The sequence below is a fragment of the Oceanobacillus sp. NCCP-135 genome (genome assembly GCF_059698015.1).
In genome coordinates, this window is the sequence record NZ_BAAKSZ010000009.1 from 18,829 (window position 1) to 37,052 (window position 18,224).

Consider the following 18,224-nt stretch of genomic DNA (forward strand, 5'->3'; position numbering starts at 1 on the left):
GAGTGATTTTAAATGGTAAGAACAAAAAGTGCATTAACAGGAAAACAGAAGGCAGCTATTCTTTTAATCTCCTTAGGTCCAGATGTATCAGCACAGGTTTATAAACATTTAACAGAAGAGGAAATTGAGAAATTAAGTTTGGAGATTTCATCTGTTAAAAAAGTAGATTCCAGTTTAAAAGAGGATGTTCTTGATCAGTTTCACCAAATAGCTTTGGCACAGGATTATATCTCACAAGGGGGAGTAGGGTATGCGAAAACGGTATTAGAAAAAGCTTTTGGTGCACAGGAAGCTACAACTATTATAAACCGCTTGACATCTTCCCTGCAGGTAAGGCCATTTGACTTTGCTAGAAAGGCTGATCCACAACAGGTTTTAAATTTTATTCAAGGAGAACATCCGCAAACGATTGCATTAGTTTTATCCTATCTTGATTCTGAGCAGGCAGGGCAAATATTATCTGCATTGCCACAAGAAATGCAGGCAGATATAGCAAAACGTATTGCGACAATGGACTCTACATCACCTGAAATTATCAGCCAGGTAGAACAAGTGCTTGAAAGGAATATTTCTTCTTCGCTAACAGAGGACTATACACAGACTGGTGGGATACAAGCTGTAGTTGAAGTCTTAAATGGTGTGGACAGAAGTACAGAAAGAACAATACTTGATGCACTTGAAATTCAAGATCCTGAACTAGCTGACGAAATTAAAAAACGCATGTTTGTATTTGAAGATATTGTTATCCTGGATAATCGGGCAATTCAACGAGTAATACGTGAAGTTGAAAATGAAGATTTGCGCCTGTCACTAAGGGTTGCCAGTGATGAGGTGAAAGATATTGTCTTTAAAAATATGTCACAGCGAATGGCCGAAACTTTTAAAGAAGAAATGGAATATATGGGGCCTGTAAGATTAAAAGATGTTGAAGAAGCACAAACCAGGATTGTTTCTATTATCCGAAGACTGGAGGATATTGGAGAAATTGTTATAGCACGCGGTGGGGGTGACGATATTATTGTCTGATATCGAGAACTATCCTAGTAAAGTGATAAGAATTAAGCCAATAGAGCTACCCCAAAATGAGTCTACTCTAAAAGAGAGTGATGAAAATAATGATATACAGAATCAACTGCAAGGAGAAAAGGATGAATTACAACGTATTATAAAACAAAAAGAAAAACTTATTAATGAAACAAAAGCAGTAATCGAGAATGAAAAAAGCAATTGGGACAATGAAAAACAACAATATATCGAGATAGCAAAAGAAGAAGGGTATCGTGCGGGTTTTTCACTTGGAAAAGAAGAAAGTCTTAAACAATATAAACAGGTATTGGAAAAGGCAAATTCAATTACGGATTTGGCAATAAAAGATTATTATTCCACCATTGAAAAAAGTGAGAAAACGATCCTAACCCTTTCCTTGTATTCGGCAGAGAAAATTATCAAACAACAGATTAGAGAAGAACCAGCATTGTTTTTGCCAATTGTAAAGGCTGCTATAAAAGAGTTAAAAGATCAATCTGTTATATCTATATATCTGCATCCGAATAATTATGAATTTGTTCTACAGCAAAAAGATGAATTGGTTCATATTTTAGAAGATGATACAAAACTATCTATCTACATAAAGGAAGAGATGGTTGAAAATAGTTGTATAATCCAGCATCCATTTGGCCAAATAGATGCTGGTATTGATACACAATTACAGCAATTACGTTCTGTTTTACATGAAATAGCATTGGAGAATAATTCATGAGTATGAATATAAATCCTTATCTTTCTGCCATTGATCATGCAGATACTTACAAACGATATGGAAAAGTGTTACGTGTGGTTGGACTTATGATTGAATCACGGGGGCCAGAAGCAAATATTGGTGAGGTATGTTATATACACGCATCTACAAATACTAAAGCGCCTATACTTTGTGAAGTAGTTGGTTTTAATAAAGAAAAAATCATCTTAATGCCATACTCGGAAGTAACGGAAATTGGCTCTGGTTGTTTAGTAGAATCTACCGGTAAAGCATTGAGTATAAAAGTTGGACGTGGACTAATTGGGAAAGTTGTTGATTCATTGGGAAAGAGACTAGATGATTCCCCTTTGCCGAAAGGATTAACAAATTACTTAACAGAACAGTCACCGCCAAATCCAATGCTGCGTCCACTAATAGCTGAACCTATCCAGGTTGGCGTTAAAGCTATTGACTCCCTCTTAACAGTTGGAAAAGGCCAACGAATTGGCATATTTGCTGGTAGTGGGGTAGGAAAAAGCACCTTGCTTGGGATGATTGCCAGAAATAGCAATGCAGATATCAATGTAATTGCACTGATAGGTGAGCGTGGCCGCGAAGTTAGAGAATTTATTGAAAATGATCTAGGTGAAGAAGGACTAAAAAAGTCAATTGTTGTTGTAGCTACTTCAGATCAACCAGCTTTGATGCGGATCAAAGGTGCTTATACAGCAACTGCGATTAGTGAATATTTTCGTGATCTTGGCCTACAGGTAAATTTAATGATGGACTCGGTTACGAGGGTTGCAATGGCAAGTAGAGAAATAGGACTCGCAACAGGGGAACCACCGACTACAAAAGGATATCCGCCTTCCGTTTTTGCAACGTTGCCAAAGCTATTGGAGCGAACTGGTACGAATGAGCATGGAACGATTACTGCGTTTTACACGGTACTCGTTGATGGGGATGATATGAATGAACCGATAGCAGATACAGTCAGAGGAATACTTGATGGTCACTTTGTAATGGATCGTAAATTGGCTGAGCGTGGTCAATTTCCAGCAATTAATATTCTTAAATCAATAAGCAGAGTGATGAATCAAATAGCAAGTGAGGATCATAAGGAAATCGCCCAGGAAATACGTTCGCTTATGGCTACATATGAAGAAAATAGTGAATTGATTCAAATTGGCGCATATAAACGCGGGACAGATCACGAAATAGATAAAGCAATTTTATATTACCCAAAAATACAGGCATTTTTAAAACAGGAAGTATTCGAAGATGTAACCCTCGATCAATCTATCAAAAAGATGAAAGCTTTGATTTATGGAGGTACTGATTAATGGCTGAAACTATCGTATTATCAAAAATATTGAATGTATATGAAAAGGAAAAAAATGATGCAGAAAAAGCGTATCATCAGTCCATGGATTTTTTCGAAAAGGTAGCAACACAACTATATACATTATTAAGAAAAAAGGAATCAGCTGAAGAATGCTATGAAGAATATATAACGACAACCACATCATTGGATAAAATTAGAGAACAGATAGCATATATTGAAAAGTTAAATACGCAAATTATGAGTCTACAGCAAGATGTGCAACATGCAAGAACAGCTATGGAATCCAGACAATTGCAATTAACAGATGCACATATAGAGGTAAAGAAATATGAAAGAATCATTGATATACGAAAGAAAGCAAAAGAAGACACGGAAAGAAAAATGGAAAACTTAGCAATGGATGAGATTTCGATCCAACAATATCTAACTAATAAAAACAGGTGACGCTAATGACTAGGCAAGATACAGCAGAAAAGAAAAAAATGAATCCAGTTCTTTGGTTTCTTTTTGCAATAATTATTCCAATCGCAGTCGTATTAACCTTAACGATTATTATATTATCGGTTGCAGGTGTTAATGTAATCGATTGGGCAAAGGAAAAGGGTAATAATATTCCAGTCATTTCATCTTTAATCACAACACCAGAAGAAGAAAATAATGAACCTGAAACAGAAAAAGCGCAGGCTACAATAGATAATAAAGATGCAGAAATTCAAGCATTAAGCCAGGAAAACAGTGATCTAAAAGCAACGATAGAACATTTGGAGCAGGAAATAGTCAAGCTGGAAAACAATATTACCAGTGCAGGCCCGGAGGCTGATAATGAAGAGCAACAAACAAACAGCACAGTTAAAACAGTTTCGGGTTCTTTTAAGGATATGGATAATGAACAGGCTGCATTAATTATTCAAAATTTGGATAAGGACACTGCCGTTTCCATCTTAAAAGAAGTGTCAAATAAAGTCCGTGGTGAAATTCTGGAAGCAATGGATGTAGAGAATGCAGCAGATTTAACACAGTTGTTTATAAATAGTGGTGAATGATAAGGAGTGATCACTTGAAAGGGGGTGAGAGAAAAAATGAACGCTATGGGAATGCTATTCCAATCCGTACAATCACCGATAACACTGCAGGGCGATTCAAAAGGGAAAACCACAGGCGAAAACCCGGTTTTATTTCAGTCATTGCTAGGTGATGTACAAACTAAGCGGGAGAAAGCAGCTGGTAATAGGTTACAAGTAAATGATCTGAGTCTGAAAAAGACGGATAACTTATTATCAGATTTACAGGAAATTTTGCGTTCCATGGTAAATGGATCAGATGAACTGCACAGCTACTTAAGTAAATTAACAGATGAAGCAGATCTTGAATGGAATATGGTAAATATTGATAGTTTGCCAGCAGAATTACAATCCCTATTCAAGAACATGACAATAGGATCGGAAGAATTAGAAAAAATGGTAAATAATATTTTATTATCAAAAGTTAAAACAAAAATTAATTTTGATAATCTGTTACATAAGCAGGTAATTCCTGTACTTGGCCAAGGAAATGTTGATCAAGCGAATATGACTCTAATACAAAAGCAATTTACTGATATTTTTGCCAAGGTGGAAGCAATTTTAACTCAAATGAATAACCAAATAGATATCACAAAAGCAGCACCGAAGATTTTAGAGTTATTACAGCAATGGACAGCATTGGAAAAAAGAATGGCGAAAAGTCATGTATTAGATGCTGTAAATGGAGCATTAAAAAATGAAGCTGCTAAAGAGCAAACTGTTTGGACCAATTTGCTGCAAGCTTTTCAAAAGAGGAATCAATTGGCTCAGAAGCACCAATACAATAGTGATGCTAAAGTGACAAATGTGGATGTAGCAAAATGGATATCGAAAGCCTTGGAAAATTATGGTCAGATCGATAGAGGAATTACTCAACAAACCATTACAACATCAACACAGCCTATTTCTAGATTGGAACAGTTTGTTATTCATCTGAATCAAACACAAAGCTCACAGACTGATAATCAGCAGGTAATCGAACAATTTGAGAAGATAATGAAATCGAGTAGATTTTTAAGTATGTCAAATGGGAAGAATCAACTTACTATAGCATTACGCCCGGATAACTTAGGAGAAATGATGGTGCGTTTTACACAGATAAATGGAGAAATGGCTGTGAAAATGTTGGTTACATCTCAAGCTGCTAAAGAAATGCTTGAATCGAACTTGCATCAACTAAGAAATATGTTTTCACCACATCAGGTAGTGGTTGAAAAACAGGAAGCAACAGTACAACAAGGTCCGGATGTGCAGAAGGATAAAAATGATGAGCAATTAGCGGATCATGAGCAAAATCAATCTGAGCACCCAGATAAAAATGGCAAGCAACAATCAGGGGAAAATTTGGAAACAACATTTCATGATTTATTAATGAATGAGAAAGTGTAGGTGATTGCTATGACAACAATAGATCCATCGTTATACTTAAGTAATCAGAATACTTCTAGAACGCCAAGTCCAGATCTTGGCAAGGATGAATTTTTAAAAATATTAATGACGCAACTACAAAACCAGGATCCATTAAGTCCAATGGATGACCGTGAGTTTATATCGCAAATGGCTACATTCTCACAATTAGAACAAACGATGAATATGGCAAGTTCAATTGAAGCTCTTGTTCAGAGTCAGTTAATTTCGCCGGTTATTCAATATAGTCACATGATTGGTAAAGAGGTTTCCTACCAGGCTTATGATCAAGAAACCGGAGAGAAATTAGAGGTGGAAACAAGTAGTGTTGTTGCTGTCAGTCAAAAAGAAGGCTGGGCTATATTAGAACTTAAGAATGGTGAAAAAATATATGCTGATGCCATTTTGAAAATTGGTACACCAAATTCTGATGGAGCAAACGAGGAAGCGGAGTTACCGGACGAAGGAAGTGAATAATATGGATCATCGGATTCATCAAGTACCACAGCAGCAAGTTTTGCAATTTCCAACTGTACAAAAACCGAAATTGAATCAATCGAATCCAAATTTTAAAGATATTTTAGCAGAACAGCAAGCTTTAAAAATCAGCAAACATGCTACAGAGCGTTTGCATGAAAGAAATATTCATATTAATGAGCAGCAGTGGCAGACAATTGGCGAAAAAATGATGGAAGCAAAGCAAAAAGGCATAACTGATTCATTAGTTGTGATGAATCATGCGGCTTTACTTGTAAGTGCAAAAAATAATACGGTTGTAACTGCAATGGATCGTGAAGAGGCAACAAGCAGAATTTTCACAAACATAAATGGAACAATTTTAATAAACGACTAGGCTGGACCCTTTTGGGAGGCCAATAAAGCTGTTGACTGATGGATACAGCAATTAAAATTTAACCAATAAAGGGGAAAAATAAAATGTTACGTTCAATGTATGCAGGGATTTCAGGTATGAAAAACTTTCAAACAAAGCTGGATGTTATTGGTAATAATATTGCCAATGTGAATACAGCAGGCTTTAAAAAAGGAAGAGTTACCTTTCAGGATATGATGAGTCAAACAACTGCCGGTGCTCAAGGGCCAACAGATAACCGTGGTGGGGTTAACCCAATGCAGGTTGGTTTGGGCTCACAGATGGGTTCTATTGATAATATTCATACACAGGGATTTCGTCAAACAACAAATATTCCGCTTGATCTTCAACTGGAAGGGGACGGGATGTTTGTCTTAGAAGATGAAGATGGTTCAAGGTATTATACACGGGCAGGTAATTTTTATTTAGATGATGAGGATAATATTGTTAATCCAGATGGGTATTATCTTAGAGGATTTCCTGCAGATGAGAATGGAAATTTAGCAAATATGATAGGTAATTTGAGTATACCTGAAAATGCAAATAGCTTCAGCATCCAAACAGATGGTACTGTTAATTATGTAAATGATCAGAATGAAACAATAGTAGCAGGACAAATACTATTGGCGAGTTTTTCCAATCCAGCAGGTCTTGAAAAGGCTGGAAGTAACCTATTTATTGATTCACCAAATGCTGGTTTAAATGTTGGTGAAGAAGGCGGTTTATTTATACCAGAATCTGAAGGTACTGCATCCATCATCAGCGGTGCTCTCGAAATGTCCAATGTTGACCTTGCTGAAGAATTCACAGAAATGATCACAGCGCAGCGTGGATTCCAGGCAAATACTAGAATTATCACAACATCTGATGAGATTCTGCAGGAGCTTGTTAACTTAAAACGATAATAGGGAGGTAGGGGGTGCCTAAATAGGTAAGGTGCTCCCGCCAACATTATGATTCAACTAACACGTTTAAATGGTGATGTCTTTAGTTTGAATGCGGTAATGATAGAACAAATTCAATCATTACCAGACACTACCATTACATTATCTAGTGGAAAGAAACTGATTGTTAAAGATGCTGAGGGAGAAGTTGTTCATAAAATTACAGCATACTATCAGGAAATCGGAATTCAAAAAGCAATGAGTAAGGCAGGTGAGACTGGTGAATAGATTGGTAAAAACAATGGTTACGTCTTTAGCAATTCTATTAATAGGAGGCTCAATTGCACTGGTTGTCATATGGGGCGTAAATGGAGAAGAACATAAAGGACAAGCTGATTCTATTGATGAGATCGTAAAGCATTCCTACCAATCTCCAGAGGTTACGACAGATCTGCAAGATGGTAGCTTTGTCCGGATCCAATTTCAAATTTTGACAGATGGAAAAGATGCTAAAGAAGAAATAAGCAAACGTGATTTTCAATTGAAAAATATCTTAATAAAAGAATTGGCGAAATTAACAGAAGAAGATTTTAAATCAGGCCTGTCCAACCTGGAAGATGTTGTACAGACAAAGTTAAATGAGGTAATGACAGATGGCAGAATAACAGATGTTTATACCATAAATAAAATACTTCAATAATGAAGAAGGAATACTCCAGTATGGAGGTGAGTGTTTTTGGTGGATGAGATTCTTTCACAAAATGAGATTGATGCACTGCTATCCGCAATTACTTCAGGTGAGATGGATGCAGACGAGTTAAAAAATGAAGAAAATGAAAAAAAAGTACGTGTATATGATTTTAAGAGAGCACTCCGTTTTTCTAAAGATCAAATTCGAAGTATAGCGAGACTTCATGAAAATTATGCACGCTTGTTAACAACATTCTTTTCCGCACAGTTAAGAACATATGTTAATATTTCCGTAGCTTCCGTAGATCAGTTACCATATGAGGAATTTATCAGATCTGTTCCTAAGATGACTGTGATGAATGTTTATAGTGTAGCCCCGCTTGATGGAAGACTGATCATGGAGGTAAATCCCAATATTGCATATGCCTTGTTGGATCGGATTCTCGGAGGAAAGGGCAATAGTGTTAATAAAGTAGATAGTTTAACAGAAATTGAGACAATATTGATGTCACAGCTTTTTGAGAAAGCGATAGGTAATTTGCAGGAAGCTTGGTCTTCTATTGTAGAAATAGATCCAATACTGGAAGATTTTGAAGTAAATCCACAGTTTTTACAATTGGTGTCACCGAATGAAACAGTCGTTGTGGTTTCACTAAATACAGCAATTGGAGAAACGAGTGGGATGATTAACATTTGTATTCCGCATATTGTACTGGAACCGATTGTTTCAAAATTATCCGTACACTACTGGATGCAGACGACTACAAAGAACAGGGATATAGATGCATATAAAAAGCTTTCTAAAAGTATTCAACATGCTGAAATTGAAGCAAAAACAATTTTAGGCGAAGCAAGCATCAATATCCAGCAATTTTTAAATTTAAATAAAAATGATGTAATAACATTAAATCAACCAATTGATCATCCACTTATATTGGCAGTTAATAATGAGCCTAAATTTTATGTGCAGCCTGGCAAGTATAAAAATAAAATGTCAGTACAAGTATTGGAAGAAATTAAAGGGGTGAACGTAAATAATGAATGATGGTATGCTTTCTCAAGAGGAAATTGATGCACTTTTAAATATTAGTACGAAAGCAGAAAATGACGATTCTATACATAATGATGATACTGCGTATTTATCCACGATTGAAGAGGATACACTGGGGGAGATTGGCAATATTTCCTTTGGCAGTTCTGCAACAACATTGTCTCTGCTGTTAAATCAAAAGGTGGAAATCACTACACCTAAGGTTTCTGTTATACAAAAGAATGAATTAGATAAAGAATTTACTTTTGAGCCTGTAAGTATTCAAGTGAATTATATCGAAGGTTTTACTGGTAATAATTTACTCGTGATTAAAGCGGAGGATGCTGCAGTTATTTCAGATATTATGCTGGGCGGGGATGGTACAGCACCCGCTGAGGAACTAAATGATATTCATCTTAGTGCCGTACAGGAAGCGATGAATCAAATGATGGGTGCTGCAGCCACAAGTATGTCTACCGTTTTCAATAAAAAAATAGATATTTCACCACCTATCATCAAAAATGAAGATGATGGAACTATTTTTGAAGAAGATGCCTATGTGAAGGTATTCTTCCAGTTAAAAGTAGGAAGTTTAATAGATTCAAATATTATGCAGTTAATCCCAATTAACTTTGCAAGACATCTTGTTGATCAATTACTTAATGATTCTGCCGAAAGTGAAGCAGCAGCTGCGGTGGAGGAAATAGAAAAACCTGTTGAACAGATTACTAAACCTAAAGAACAAATAGATACGAAGCAGGAAATGCCACAGTATTTAGGAAGTAATATTGATCAAAATAATTCAACGATTCAGCAAGCAGATTTTTCAACGTTTCATCAAGTAGAATTAAACAAAACAGAACAGCGCAACCTTGACTTGTTATTGGATATACCGTTAAAGGTTACTGTCGAACTAGGAAGAACAAAACGAACGATCAAGGATATCCTTGATTTATCCTCTGGTTCCATTATCGAATTGGATAAATTAGCAGGTGAGCCTGTGGATATTTTAGTAAATGAAAAACTGATAGCTAAAGGAGAAGTTGTTGTAATCGATGAAAACTTTGGGGTCAGGGTTACAGATATAATAAGTCAAACTGACCGTTTAATGAAACTAAAATAATTTTTTGTTCTAGGGGGATTTAAAAATGGCAAAGCGTATTTTAATTGTAGATGATGCAGCATTTATGCGTATGATGATTAAAGATATTTTGACAAAAAATGGATTTGAAGTAGTTGGTGAAGCACAGGATGGGGTAGATGCAGTCGAGAAATATAAAGACTTATCACCAGACCTTGTCACGATGGATATTACCATGCCTGAAATGGATGGAATTACATCGTTAAAGAAAATAAAAGAAATAAATTCTGAAGCAAAAATAATTATGTGCTCAGCAATGGGACAGCAAGCAATGGTCATTGATGCCATTCAAGCTGGAGCGAAGGACTTTATCGTAAAACCCTTCCAGGCAGACAGGGTAATTGAAGCAATCCAAAAGGCTATAAGTTAAGAAACGAGTGGGTATGTTGAATAGAATATGTAGTATCTGTATGATAGGTTTTTTCCTCACCATTGGTTTTGCTGTTCAGGTTGAAGCAAATACCGTCGATGATTGGTTGAAGGATGCAGATTATAAAGATAAGGATAACAAGACAACACCAACTGAGTCTGAGTCTAGTGAAAATGAATCTGAAGAAACGATTGGAAGCAATGGGTCATTACTATTTGATTTGGTTAAAATGGTTTTTGCATTATTGCTTGTACTTGCACTTATTTATTTACTATTAAAGTTTTTGAATAAACGTAATAAACTATTTCAACAAATAAAGGCTTTGGAGAATTTAGGTGGAATTTCAGTTGGACAGAATAAATCAATCCAGATTGTTCGAATCGGAAATCGATTGTATTTAATAGGTGTTGGAGAAAATGTTGAAATGCTTCAAGAGATTACCGACGAAGAAATGAAGAAAGATTTATTAGAGCGTAAGCAGGAAACTGGTAATTATAATGCCGGTGCACTCGTAGCATCATTTTTTCAGCGAAAGGCTAAGGAGGAAAGTAATAGTAATAATCAAGCGAAAGAGGATTTTAAAAATCTATTTTCTAGTGAACTGGATAAGCTTAGAAAAAACAGAGGCAAACTAATCAATCAACAGAAACCCAAGGATGATAATCATGAATGAATTTATCGATATGTTTTCCAGTTCAGATCCTTCAAACGTTTCGACATCTGTTAAATTAATTCTATTATTAACTGTTCTATCATTAGCGCCAAGTATATTAATCTTAATGACCAGTTTTACCAGAATTATAATTGTATTGTCATTTGTCAGAACATCATTAGCAACACAGCAAATGCCACCAAATCAAGTACTTGTTGGACTTGCTTTATTTCTTACATTTTTTATTATGGCACCAGTATTTGGAGAGGTCTATGATGGTGCATTACAACCGCTTTTTGATCAAGAAATCACCTTGGATGAAGCATATGAGGAAGCAAGTATTCCAATGAAAGAGTTTATGGCAAAACATACAAGGCAAAAAGATCTGGGATTGTTTATAAATTATGCTGAGCTGGATCAGCCTAAGAGTTTACAAGATATTCCGTTAACCACACTTATTCCAGCGTTTGCCATCAGTGAATTAAAAACAGCCTTTCAAATGGGTTTTATGATTTTTGTCCCATTTTTAATTATTGATATGGCTGTTGCAAGTGTTTTAATGTCAATGGGGATGATGATGTTACCGCCAGTAATGATTTCATTGCCGTTTAAAATATTATTATTCGTCTTGGTTGATGGATGGTATTTGATTACTCATTCCTTGTTGGACGGGTTTTAATGCTGACTTAAGATAAAGGAGAAGGAGGTTATGTTGCTTGAGTAATGAATTTGTTTTGTCATTGGCTGAGAAAGGAATTTATACGGTCTTACTAGTATCTGGACCGTTGCTAATTCTCGCCCTTGCTGTTGGACTGCTTGTAAGTATATTTCAGGCAACAACACAAATACAAGAACAAACCCTAGCCTTTATTCCCAAAATAGTAGCTGTTTTAGTAGGACTTATTTTTTTTGGCCCCTGGATGCTGACAAAAATGATTGAGTTTACCACCGAGTTATTTCAAAATTTAAATCAGTTTGTAGGTTAAATTATGCTTGAGGTAATTAATATAAATAGTATTCCTGTATTTTTACTCATCTTTGTCCGGGTGATTGCTTTTTTTGTGACACTTCCTTTATTTTCGTATCGTACAATACCAATGCCATTTAAAATAGGATTTAGTTTCTTTTTAGCTTTTATTATGTTTTATACAGTTGATGCAACAACTATTTTAATTGATGAAATGTATGTTTTTTTAATTGTGAAAGAGGCACTTGTTGGTTTATTAATTGGATTAATCGCCTATATTATTTTATCAGCTGTACAGATTACCGGGGGGTTTATTGATTTTCAAATGGGTTTTGCCATTGCAAATGTAATGGATCCACAAACAGGTGCTCAAAGTCCTTTAACAGGTCAATATTTTTATATTATTGCATTGTTATTTCTATTATCGGTTAATGGCCATCATTTGCTAATCGATGGAATTTTTAACAGTTATCATTTTATACCAATAGATGCATTTATACCTTTTGCGGATCGAACAATTGCGGATTTTGTTATCGATGCATTTAATAATATGTTTCTCATTGCGTTTCAAATGGCTATTCCTATTGTAGGCTGTCTGTTCCTGGTGGATGTAGCTCTAGGGATAATAGCTAGAGTTGTTCCACAGTTAAATGTATTTGTTGTTGGTCTGCCTTTGAAAATTCTAGTCAGTTTTATTGTAATTTTATTTTTCCTAAGTTTGTATATTGTTCTGGTTAAAAGTTTATTCGAAACAATGTTTGATGCGATGCGAGGACTAATGCAACTATTCGGAGGTGCTTAACTTGCAATTAAAGGCGGATCTACAATTTTTTGCAGGTGAAAAAACAGAAAAAGCAACTCCAAAGAAAAGACAGGATGAGCGAAAAAAAGGCAAGGTTGCTAAGAGTCAGGATGTCAATACTGCTTTCCTTCTGCTATTTGTGTTTATTATATTGATTGTTTTTGGTAATGCAATGAAAGGGAGTATGACAACATTATATGAACAAACTTTTACAGAATTTATTCACTGGGAAGTGACGGAAAACAGTGTGCATCAAATTTTTTCCGGAGCGACAATCGAAGTTGCAAAAATGCTTGCACCAATTATGATTATTGCCATTATTGCGGGATTCGCTTCTAATCTAATGCAAATTGGATTCTTGTTCACGACAGAACCTTTAAAATTTGATCTAAAAAAGATCGATCCAATTCAAGGTGCAAAACGAATATTTTCAATCAGAGCGATCGTTGAATTACTAAAATCATTTTTAAAAATAGTCTTTATCGGTATCATTACATTTATGGTTATTTGGCTTTACAAAGATGAAATGATGATGCTTTCTTTTAAAAATGCTGAAAATTCCTTAGCTTTTTTTGGAAGAGTGACGGTGATCATGGGAATTTCTGCAACCATTGCACTACTTTTTTTATCTGTTTTTGATTATGCTTATCAACGCTATGATTTTGAAAAAAATATGAAAATGTCAAAGCAGGATGTTAAAGATGAATATAAAAATATCGAAGGAGACCCCTTAATAAAATCTAAGATTAAAGAAAGACAAAGGCAAATGGCAACAAGGCGTATGATGAGTGAGGTGCCAACAGCAGATGTTGTAATTACAAACCCTACACATTATGCAGTTGCCATTAAATATGATGAAGAAAAAGCTGCAGCTCCTTATGTAGTTGCAAAAGGGGCAGATCAAATAGCTTTAAAAATAAAGGAAATTGCCAAGGCAAATAATGTTATAACAGTTGAAAACAGACAACTTGCGAGAGCCCTACATAGTGCAATTGAAATTGGGGATATAATACCGGAGGATTTCTATCAAGCTGTTGCTGAAATCTTGGCATATGTATACAGTTTAGAAAAAAAAGCATAAAGATTGTATTTACTAGGAGGATAAATACCTAAGAAGTTTTAGTTAGAGTAGTTTTGAGTGTTTTTTTAAAGTACATATCGTCCTTAGTTGAAGATTCCCTATTTCGATATGTTATTTTTACTGGTTCTTTTTGGATATCCACTTGAAGCAATGAGGAGTGACATCAATGAAAGCGCGTGACCTATCCGTACTTCTAGCCGTTATTTTAATTATTATTATGTTAGTTATCCCATTACCAGGATGGCTATTAAGTGTACTTATTTTAATTAATATAACACTTGCATTAATCGTTATATTAGTATCAATGAACACACAGGAAGCACTGCAATTTTCCGTTTTTCCTACCCTTATATTGCTGTTAACTTTATTTCGTCTTGCGTTAAATGTTTCCACAACTCGCTCGATATTATCTGAAGCAGAAGCTGGTGGTGTAGTAGATACATTTGGGTCATTTGTAATTGGTGGAAATCCATTGGTTGGCTTTGTCGTATTTATTATCTTAGTTATTATTAATTTTCTTGTAATTACGAAAGGTTCAGAGCGCGTTTCAGAGGTGGCAGCAAGGTTTTCTCTTGACGCAATGCCAGGAAAGCAAATGAGTATTGATGCTGATTTAAATGCTGGTTTAATTTCAGAAACTCAAGCAAGAGAAAGACGTGAAAAAGTAGAAAGAGAAGCAGATTTCCATGGTTCAATGGATGGCGCGAGTAAGTTTGTGAAAGGTGATGCAATTGCTGGGATTATCATTGTATTAATAAATATTATGTTTGGCCTTATCATTGGTATGGTTCAAATGGATATGTCTTTTCAAGAAGCTATTAATGTCTTTATGCGACTCACTGTTGGAGACGGATTAGTTAGTCAAATCCCTGCATTATTAATCTCAACAGCAACAGGGATCGTTGTGACAAGAGCGACTAGTGAAGGAAACTTGGGGAATGAAGTAACAGGCCAGCTTTTACAATATCCAAAACTACTTTTTATAGCTGCTGGTACTATTTTTCTGCTTGGATTAACACCAATTAACTTTTTCTTAACAACAATAATAGCAGGGTTTCTGGCACTCAGCGGTTATTTACTGCAAAAGCAGTCGAGTGAGCCTGATATTCCAGATATTGAAAAAGAGGATCAAACAGAGAGCTCGCAGATGAAGTCACCGGAAAATGTAGTAAATCTATTAAATATGGATCCTATTGAATTTGAATTCGGCTATGGATTAATACCTTTGGCAGATACAAATCAAGGTGGAGATCTATTGGATCGTATTATTATGATACGACGTCAATTAGCGATTGAATTAGGGGTTGTTATTCCTGTCGTTCGTATTCGTGACAACATTCAATTGAATCCAAATGAATATCGCTTAAAGATAAAGGGGAATGAAGTGGCTTTTGGAGAATTATTACTCGACCATTATTTAGCAATGGCACCAGACCTTGATGATGATCAAATTGAAGGGATCGATACAAAGGAACCAGCATTTGGTCTGCCGGCAAAATGGATTAATGAAGAAAGTAAAGACGAGGCTGAACTATCAGGTTATACAGTAGTTGACCCTCCTTCTGTTGTTTCTACACACATAACGGAAGTGATAAAGCAATATGCCCATACCTTGCTGGGTAGAGAGGAAACAAAACAATTAATTGATCATTTAAAAGAAAATTACCCAATTCTCGTTGAAGAGGTTACACCAGAACCACTTGCCACTGGTGACATTCAAAAAGTACTTGCTAAACTGCTAAAAGAGAATATATCCATTCGCAATTTACCAATTATATTTGAAACACTGGCTGATTTTGCAAAAATGACAAATGACACGGAATTATTGGCAGAGTATGCAAGACAGGGATTGTCATCACAAATTACAAAACAATTTGTACAGGATGATATGGTTTTAAAAGTGATCACTGTATCTGGTAAAGTGGAAAAAATGCTTGCCGAAAATATTCAACAAACAGAGCATGGAAATTATTTATCACTGGATCCAGAATCACAGCAGACGATTATTAAAACAATTCATGAGGAAGTTGAGAAGCTATCGTTACAGGAAGAAACAGCTGTTTTATTATGTTCCCCAGCTATACGAATGTATTTAAAACAATTGCTGGAGCGGTTTTTACCACAGGTGGTTGTATTATCCTATAATGAATTAGAACCTACTGTAAATGTCCAAAGTGTTGGGGTGGTGAATATAGCATGAAGGTAAAAAAATATGTGGCGCTAACAATGCCAGAAGTAATGCACCAAATTAGAAAAGAGCTTGGTTCAGATGCAGTTATTTTAAATTCCAGAGAAGTTGTCCGAAGAAGGTTTTTTGGCTTATTTAAAAAGAAGCAAATAGAGGTCGTAGCAGCACTAGATCCGCAACCGGTGGACATCAAAGCAAATAAATCTAGGATGCCGGTAAAAGAACATTACTCTATTAAGAAAAGTGATGTTAAAAGTAATTTGAACACAGAAGTGCTGAGTGAAATCAAACACTTAAAGAAAATTATCGAGCTTCAATCCATTCAGGTGAAAAACAATTACTCAACAGATTATAAAATAGTCCATCAGTATTTGATAGATCAGGAGATTGAGAAACGTTTAGCAGATCAAATAATTAATAAAGTAATCGATAAACATACTGAAAGCGAAATCAAACCAAATCAGGATCAAATTATACTTGATGTTAAACTGGAATTGGAAAAGAGTCTAAGTGAATTATCATTTGAAGGGATAACGTATGAGAAAAAAATCATTCATTTTATTGGACCAACAGGTGTAGGGAAGACAACTACTCTTGCCAAAATCGCTGCTAACTGTATGTTAAAAGATCATAAAAAAGTTGCATTTATTACAACCGATACGTACCGGATAGCGGCAATAGAGCAATTGAAAACATATGCACGGATTTTAGATGTACCTTTAGAAGTTGCATATACGATTGAAGATTATAAAAATGCGATACATAAATTTGCATCATTTGATTTAGTACTCGTTGATACTGCTGGTCGTAATTTTCGTAATGAAAAGTATGTGAAAGAGTTAAAGGAAAATCTGGATATTCATTTGAATGTGGATACATACCTAGTGTTGGCACTAACTGCAAAGCCAAAGGATATTAGCGAGATTTACGATCAATTTTATCATGTACCTATTAAAGCTGTTATATTTACGAAAATTGATGAGACGAAGCAATTTGGAAGTATGTTTAATATTGCTGTTAATAAACAAACTGGAATTGCGTACCTAACAAATGGACAGGATGTGCCTGATGACATGATTAATGTTACCCCAGCTATCATTAGTGAATATATTATGGGAGTGAATGCTGATGCGTGATCAAGCTTCAGGTTTACGCAGACAGTTGCAGGTATCGAAAGAGCAAAGGCAAGCAAAAACCCTTTCATTTATAAGTGGAAAGGGAGGAGTTGGAAAGTCAAATGTTGCTCTGAATTTTTCGTTGGAATTAATCAAACATGATAAAAAAGTACTCTTATTCGATTTAGACATCGGAATGGGGAATATAGATATTCTGTTAGGTTTATTTGCTAAGAAAACAATTATCGATATGTTAAACGAACGTTTATCTATTCATGACATTATAGAAAATGGACCAAATAATCTGGCTTATATAGCAGGTGGTTCAGGTTCAAGTAACTTATTTACATTGGATGCTGTGAAAATAGACTATTTCTTTGATCAATACAATGAATTAGTACAAATGTATGATTATATCATTTTTGATATGGGAGCTGGTGCTACAAAGGATGGCTTATCTTTCGTTCTAGCTTCAGACGACTGTATTGTAATAACAACCCCAGAACCTACGTCTATCACCGATGCATATGGAATGATAAAACATGTTATTAACAATCAACCTGAAATGCCGATATATGTAGTAATGAACCGTTGTAATACGCAAAAAGAAGGCTTGAAATCCTTGGAAAGATTTAAGGATGTTATTCATAAGTTTTTACATATTAATATTCATACGATGGGAATACTTCCCGAGGATAAGACGGTAATCCGTGCGGTCAAACGGCAAATTCCTTTTCTATTATTAAATGAAAAATCACCTGTATCAAAAGCTGTCAAACAAATTAGTTTATTTTATCTGACTAGGTCAAAAGCAGTAAATACGATGGAACCGACTTCTTTTGTACAGAAACTAAAACAATATATTATGGCGAGGTAATATAG

At 35.3% G+C, this 18,224-nt stretch carries 22 protein-coding genes; all 22 read left to right on the plus strand.

The genetic code is table 11. The features are described 5' to 3' along the window. Positions 1 to 12 precede the first annotated feature (12 nt). On the plus strand, positions 13 to 1,026 hold the full coding sequence (gene fliG / locus AC6HVZ_RS08405) for a flagellar motor switch protein FliG (RefSeq protein WP_497557701.1): 1,014 nt from the start codon (positions 13 to 15) through the stop codon (positions 1,024 to 1,026). Next, positions 1,019 to 1,759, plus strand: a complete 741-nt coding sequence (gene fliH, locus AC6HVZ_RS08410) for a flagellar assembly protein FliH (RefSeq protein WP_497557702.1) — start codon at positions 1,019 to 1,021, stop codon at positions 1,757 to 1,759. The genes fliG and fliH overlap by 8 nt, the downstream gene beginning before the upstream one ends. Positions 1,760 to 1,761: 2 nt before the next feature. Beyond that, positions 1,762 to 3,081: a flagellar protein export ATPase FliI gene (fliI, locus tag AC6HVZ_RS08415; RefSeq protein ID WP_497557795.1), complete on the plus strand. Its 1,320-nt coding sequence runs from the start codon at positions 1,762 to 1,764 to the stop codon at positions 3,079 to 3,081. Then, positions 3,081 to 3,527 carry a flagellar export protein FliJ gene (fliJ, locus tag AC6HVZ_RS08420; protein WP_497557703.1) on the plus strand — a complete coding sequence of 149 codons (447 nt, stop codon included), beginning with the start codon at positions 3,081 to 3,083 and terminating at the stop codon, positions 3,525 to 3,527. Before fliI ends, fliJ begins: the two co-directional genes overlap by 1 nt. A 5-nt stretch (positions 3,528 to 3,532) precedes the next feature. Then, a complete protein-coding gene (locus AC6HVZ_RS08425) occupies positions 3,533 to 4,126 on the plus strand; it encodes a MotE family protein (RefSeq protein ID WP_497557704.1) in 594 nt (197 codons plus the stop codon). A gap of 36 nt (positions 4,127 to 4,162) precedes the next feature. Beyond that, complete coding sequence (locus AC6HVZ_RS08430) at positions 4,163 to 5,533, plus strand: flagellar hook-length control protein FliK (protein ID WP_497557705.1); 1,371 nt, start codon at positions 4,163 to 4,165, stop codon at positions 5,531 to 5,533. Between the two features lie 9 nt (positions 5,534 to 5,542). Continuing rightward, positions 5,543 to 6,028: a flagellar hook assembly protein FlgD gene (flgD, locus tag AC6HVZ_RS08435; RefSeq protein ID WP_497557706.1), complete on the plus strand. Its 486-nt coding sequence runs from the start codon at positions 5,543 to 5,545 to the stop codon at positions 6,026 to 6,028. Between the two features lies 1 nt (position 6,029). Beyond that, positions 6,030 to 6,404 (plus strand): TIGR02530 family flagellar biosynthesis protein, encoded by a 375-nt coding sequence (locus AC6HVZ_RS08440; protein WP_497557707.1) that lies wholly within the window; start codon positions 6,030 to 6,032, stop codon positions 6,402 to 6,404. Between the two features lie 83 nt (positions 6,405 to 6,487). Beyond that, positions 6,488 to 7,327, plus strand: coding sequence for a flagellar basal body rod protein FlgG (gene flgG / locus AC6HVZ_RS08445; RefSeq protein ID WP_497557708.1), 840 nt, complete (start codon positions 6,488 to 6,490; stop codon positions 7,325 to 7,327). A 48-nt stretch (positions 7,328 to 7,375) separates the two neighbouring features. Continuing rightward, the gene (locus AC6HVZ_RS08450) at positions 7,376 to 7,594 is read left to right on the plus strand and encodes a flagellar FlbD family protein (RefSeq protein ID WP_497557709.1); all 219 of its coding nucleotides are present in this window, start codon (positions 7,376 to 7,378) and stop codon (positions 7,592 to 7,594) included. Then, positions 7,587 to 8,006 (plus strand): flagellar basal body-associated protein FliL, encoded by a 420-nt coding sequence (gene fliL / locus AC6HVZ_RS08455; RefSeq protein ID WP_497557710.1) that lies wholly within the window; start codon positions 7,587 to 7,589, stop codon positions 8,004 to 8,006. The genes AC6HVZ_RS08450 and fliL overlap by 8 nt, the downstream gene beginning before the upstream one ends. 36 nt (positions 8,007 to 8,042) lie before the next feature. Then, positions 8,043 to 9,041 (plus strand): flagellar motor switch protein FliM, encoded by a 999-nt coding sequence (gene fliM / locus AC6HVZ_RS08460; protein WP_497557711.1) that lies wholly within the window; start codon positions 8,043 to 8,045, stop codon positions 9,039 to 9,041. Continuing rightward, complete coding sequence (gene fliY / locus AC6HVZ_RS08465; RefSeq protein ID WP_497557796.1) at positions 9,031 to 10,149, plus strand: flagellar motor switch phosphatase FliY; 1,119 nt, start codon at positions 9,031 to 9,033, stop codon at positions 10,147 to 10,149. The genes fliM and fliY overlap by 11 nt, the downstream gene beginning before the upstream one ends. Positions 10,150 to 10,174: 25 nt before the next feature. After that, positions 10,175 to 10,537 (plus strand): response regulator, encoded by a 363-nt coding sequence (locus tag AC6HVZ_RS08470; RefSeq protein ID WP_497557712.1) that lies wholly within the window; start codon positions 10,175 to 10,177, stop codon positions 10,535 to 10,537. A gap of 40 nt (positions 10,538 to 10,577) precedes the next feature. Beyond that, a complete protein-coding gene (locus AC6HVZ_RS08475; protein ID WP_497557713.1) occupies positions 10,578 to 11,210 on the plus strand; it encodes a flagellar biosynthetic protein FliO in 633 nt (210 codons plus the stop codon). After that, the gene (fliP, locus tag AC6HVZ_RS08480) at positions 11,203 to 11,868 is read left to right on the plus strand and encodes a flagellar type III secretion system pore protein FliP (RefSeq protein ID WP_497557714.1); all 666 of its coding nucleotides are present in this window, start codon (positions 11,203 to 11,205) and stop codon (positions 11,866 to 11,868) included. Before AC6HVZ_RS08475 ends, fliP begins: the two co-directional genes overlap by 8 nt. Before the next feature lie 37 nt (positions 11,869 to 11,905). Further along, entirely contained in the window at positions 11,906 to 12,175 is a 270-nt protein-coding gene (gene fliQ / locus AC6HVZ_RS08485; RefSeq protein WP_497557715.1) for a flagellar biosynthesis protein FliQ, read from the plus strand. A 3-nt stretch (positions 12,176 to 12,178) separates the two neighbouring features. After that, positions 12,179 to 12,958 (plus strand): flagellar biosynthetic protein FliR, encoded by a 780-nt coding sequence (fliR, locus tag AC6HVZ_RS08490; protein WP_497557716.1) that lies wholly within the window; start codon positions 12,179 to 12,181, stop codon positions 12,956 to 12,958. Between the two features lies 1 nt (position 12,959). Next, complete coding sequence (gene flhB / locus AC6HVZ_RS08495; RefSeq protein ID WP_497557717.1) at positions 12,960 to 14,039, plus strand: flagellar biosynthesis protein FlhB; 1,080 nt, start codon at positions 12,960 to 12,962, stop codon at positions 14,037 to 14,039. A gap of 166 nt (positions 14,040 to 14,205) precedes the next feature. Beyond that, complete coding sequence (gene flhA / locus AC6HVZ_RS08500) at positions 14,206 to 16,239, plus strand: flagellar biosynthesis protein FlhA (protein ID WP_497557718.1); 2,034 nt, start codon at positions 14,206 to 14,208, stop codon at positions 16,237 to 16,239. Beyond that, positions 16,236 to 17,363 (plus strand): flagellar biosynthesis GTPase FlhF, encoded by a 1,128-nt coding sequence (gene flhF, locus AC6HVZ_RS08505; protein ID WP_497557719.1) that lies wholly within the window; start codon positions 16,236 to 16,238, stop codon positions 17,361 to 17,363. The genes flhA and flhF overlap by 4 nt, the downstream gene beginning before the upstream one ends. Then, positions 17,356 to 18,219 (plus strand): MinD/ParA family protein, encoded by an 864-nt coding sequence (locus tag AC6HVZ_RS08510; protein WP_497557720.1) that lies wholly within the window; start codon positions 17,356 to 17,358, stop codon positions 18,217 to 18,219. The genes flhF and AC6HVZ_RS08510 overlap by 8 nt, the downstream gene beginning before the upstream one ends. The last annotated feature ends 5 nt before the right edge of the window (positions 18,220 to 18,224 follow it).

Bases quoted from the DNA above. Each gene is read 5' to 3' on its own strand.
- AC6HVZ_RS08440 (WP_497557707.1), top strand. From the start codon at position 6,030: ATGGATCATCGGATTCATCAAGTACCACAGCAGCAAGTTTTGCAATTT.
- AC6HVZ_RS08475 (WP_497557713.1), top strand. From the start codon at position 10,578: ATGATAGGTTTTTTCCTCACCATTGGTTTTGCTGTTCAGGTTGAAGCA.
- fliJ (WP_497557703.1), top strand. From the start codon at position 3,081: ATGGCTGAAACTATCGTATTATCAAAAATATTGAATGTATATGAAAAG.
- fliP (WP_497557714.1), top strand. From the start codon at position 11,203: ATGAATGAATTTATCGATATGTTTTCCAGTTCAGATCCTTCAAACGTT.
- flhA (WP_497557718.1), top strand. From the start codon at position 14,206: ATGAAAGCGCGTGACCTATCCGTACTTCTAGCCGTTATTTTAATTATT.
- AC6HVZ_RS08510 (WP_497557720.1), top strand. From the start codon at position 17,356: ATGCGTGATCAAGCTTCAGGTTTACGCAGACAGTTGCAGGTATCGAAA.
- AC6HVZ_RS08425 (WP_497557704.1), top strand. From the start codon at position 3,533: ATGACTAGGCAAGATACAGCAGAAAAGAAAAAAATGAATCCAGTTCTT.
- fliG (WP_497557701.1), top strand. From the start codon at position 13: ATGGTAAGAACAAAAAGTGCATTAACAGGAAAACAGAAGGCAGCTATT.
- AC6HVZ_RS08430 (WP_497557705.1), top strand. From the start codon at position 4,163: ATGAACGCTATGGGAATGCTATTCCAATCCGTACAATCACCGATAACA.
- AC6HVZ_RS08450 (WP_497557709.1), top strand. From the start codon at position 7,376: ATGATTCAACTAACACGTTTAAATGGTGATGTCTTTAGTTTGAATGCG.
- fliR (WP_497557716.1), top strand. From the start codon at position 12,179: ATGCTTGAGGTAATTAATATAAATAGTATTCCTGTATTTTTACTCATC.
- flhF (WP_497557719.1), top strand. From the start codon at position 16,236: ATGAAGGTAAAAAAATATGTGGCGCTAACAATGCCAGAAGTAATGCAC.
- flgD (WP_497557706.1), top strand. From the start codon at position 5,543: ATGACAACAATAGATCCATCGTTATACTTAAGTAATCAGAATACTTCT.
- flgG (WP_497557708.1), top strand. From the start codon at position 6,488: ATGTTACGTTCAATGTATGCAGGGATTTCAGGTATGAAAAACTTTCAA.
- AC6HVZ_RS08470 (WP_497557712.1), top strand. From the start codon at position 10,175: ATGGCAAAGCGTATTTTAATTGTAGATGATGCAGCATTTATGCGTATG.
- fliI (WP_497557795.1), top strand. From the start codon at position 1,762: ATGAATATAAATCCTTATCTTTCTGCCATTGATCATGCAGATACTTAC.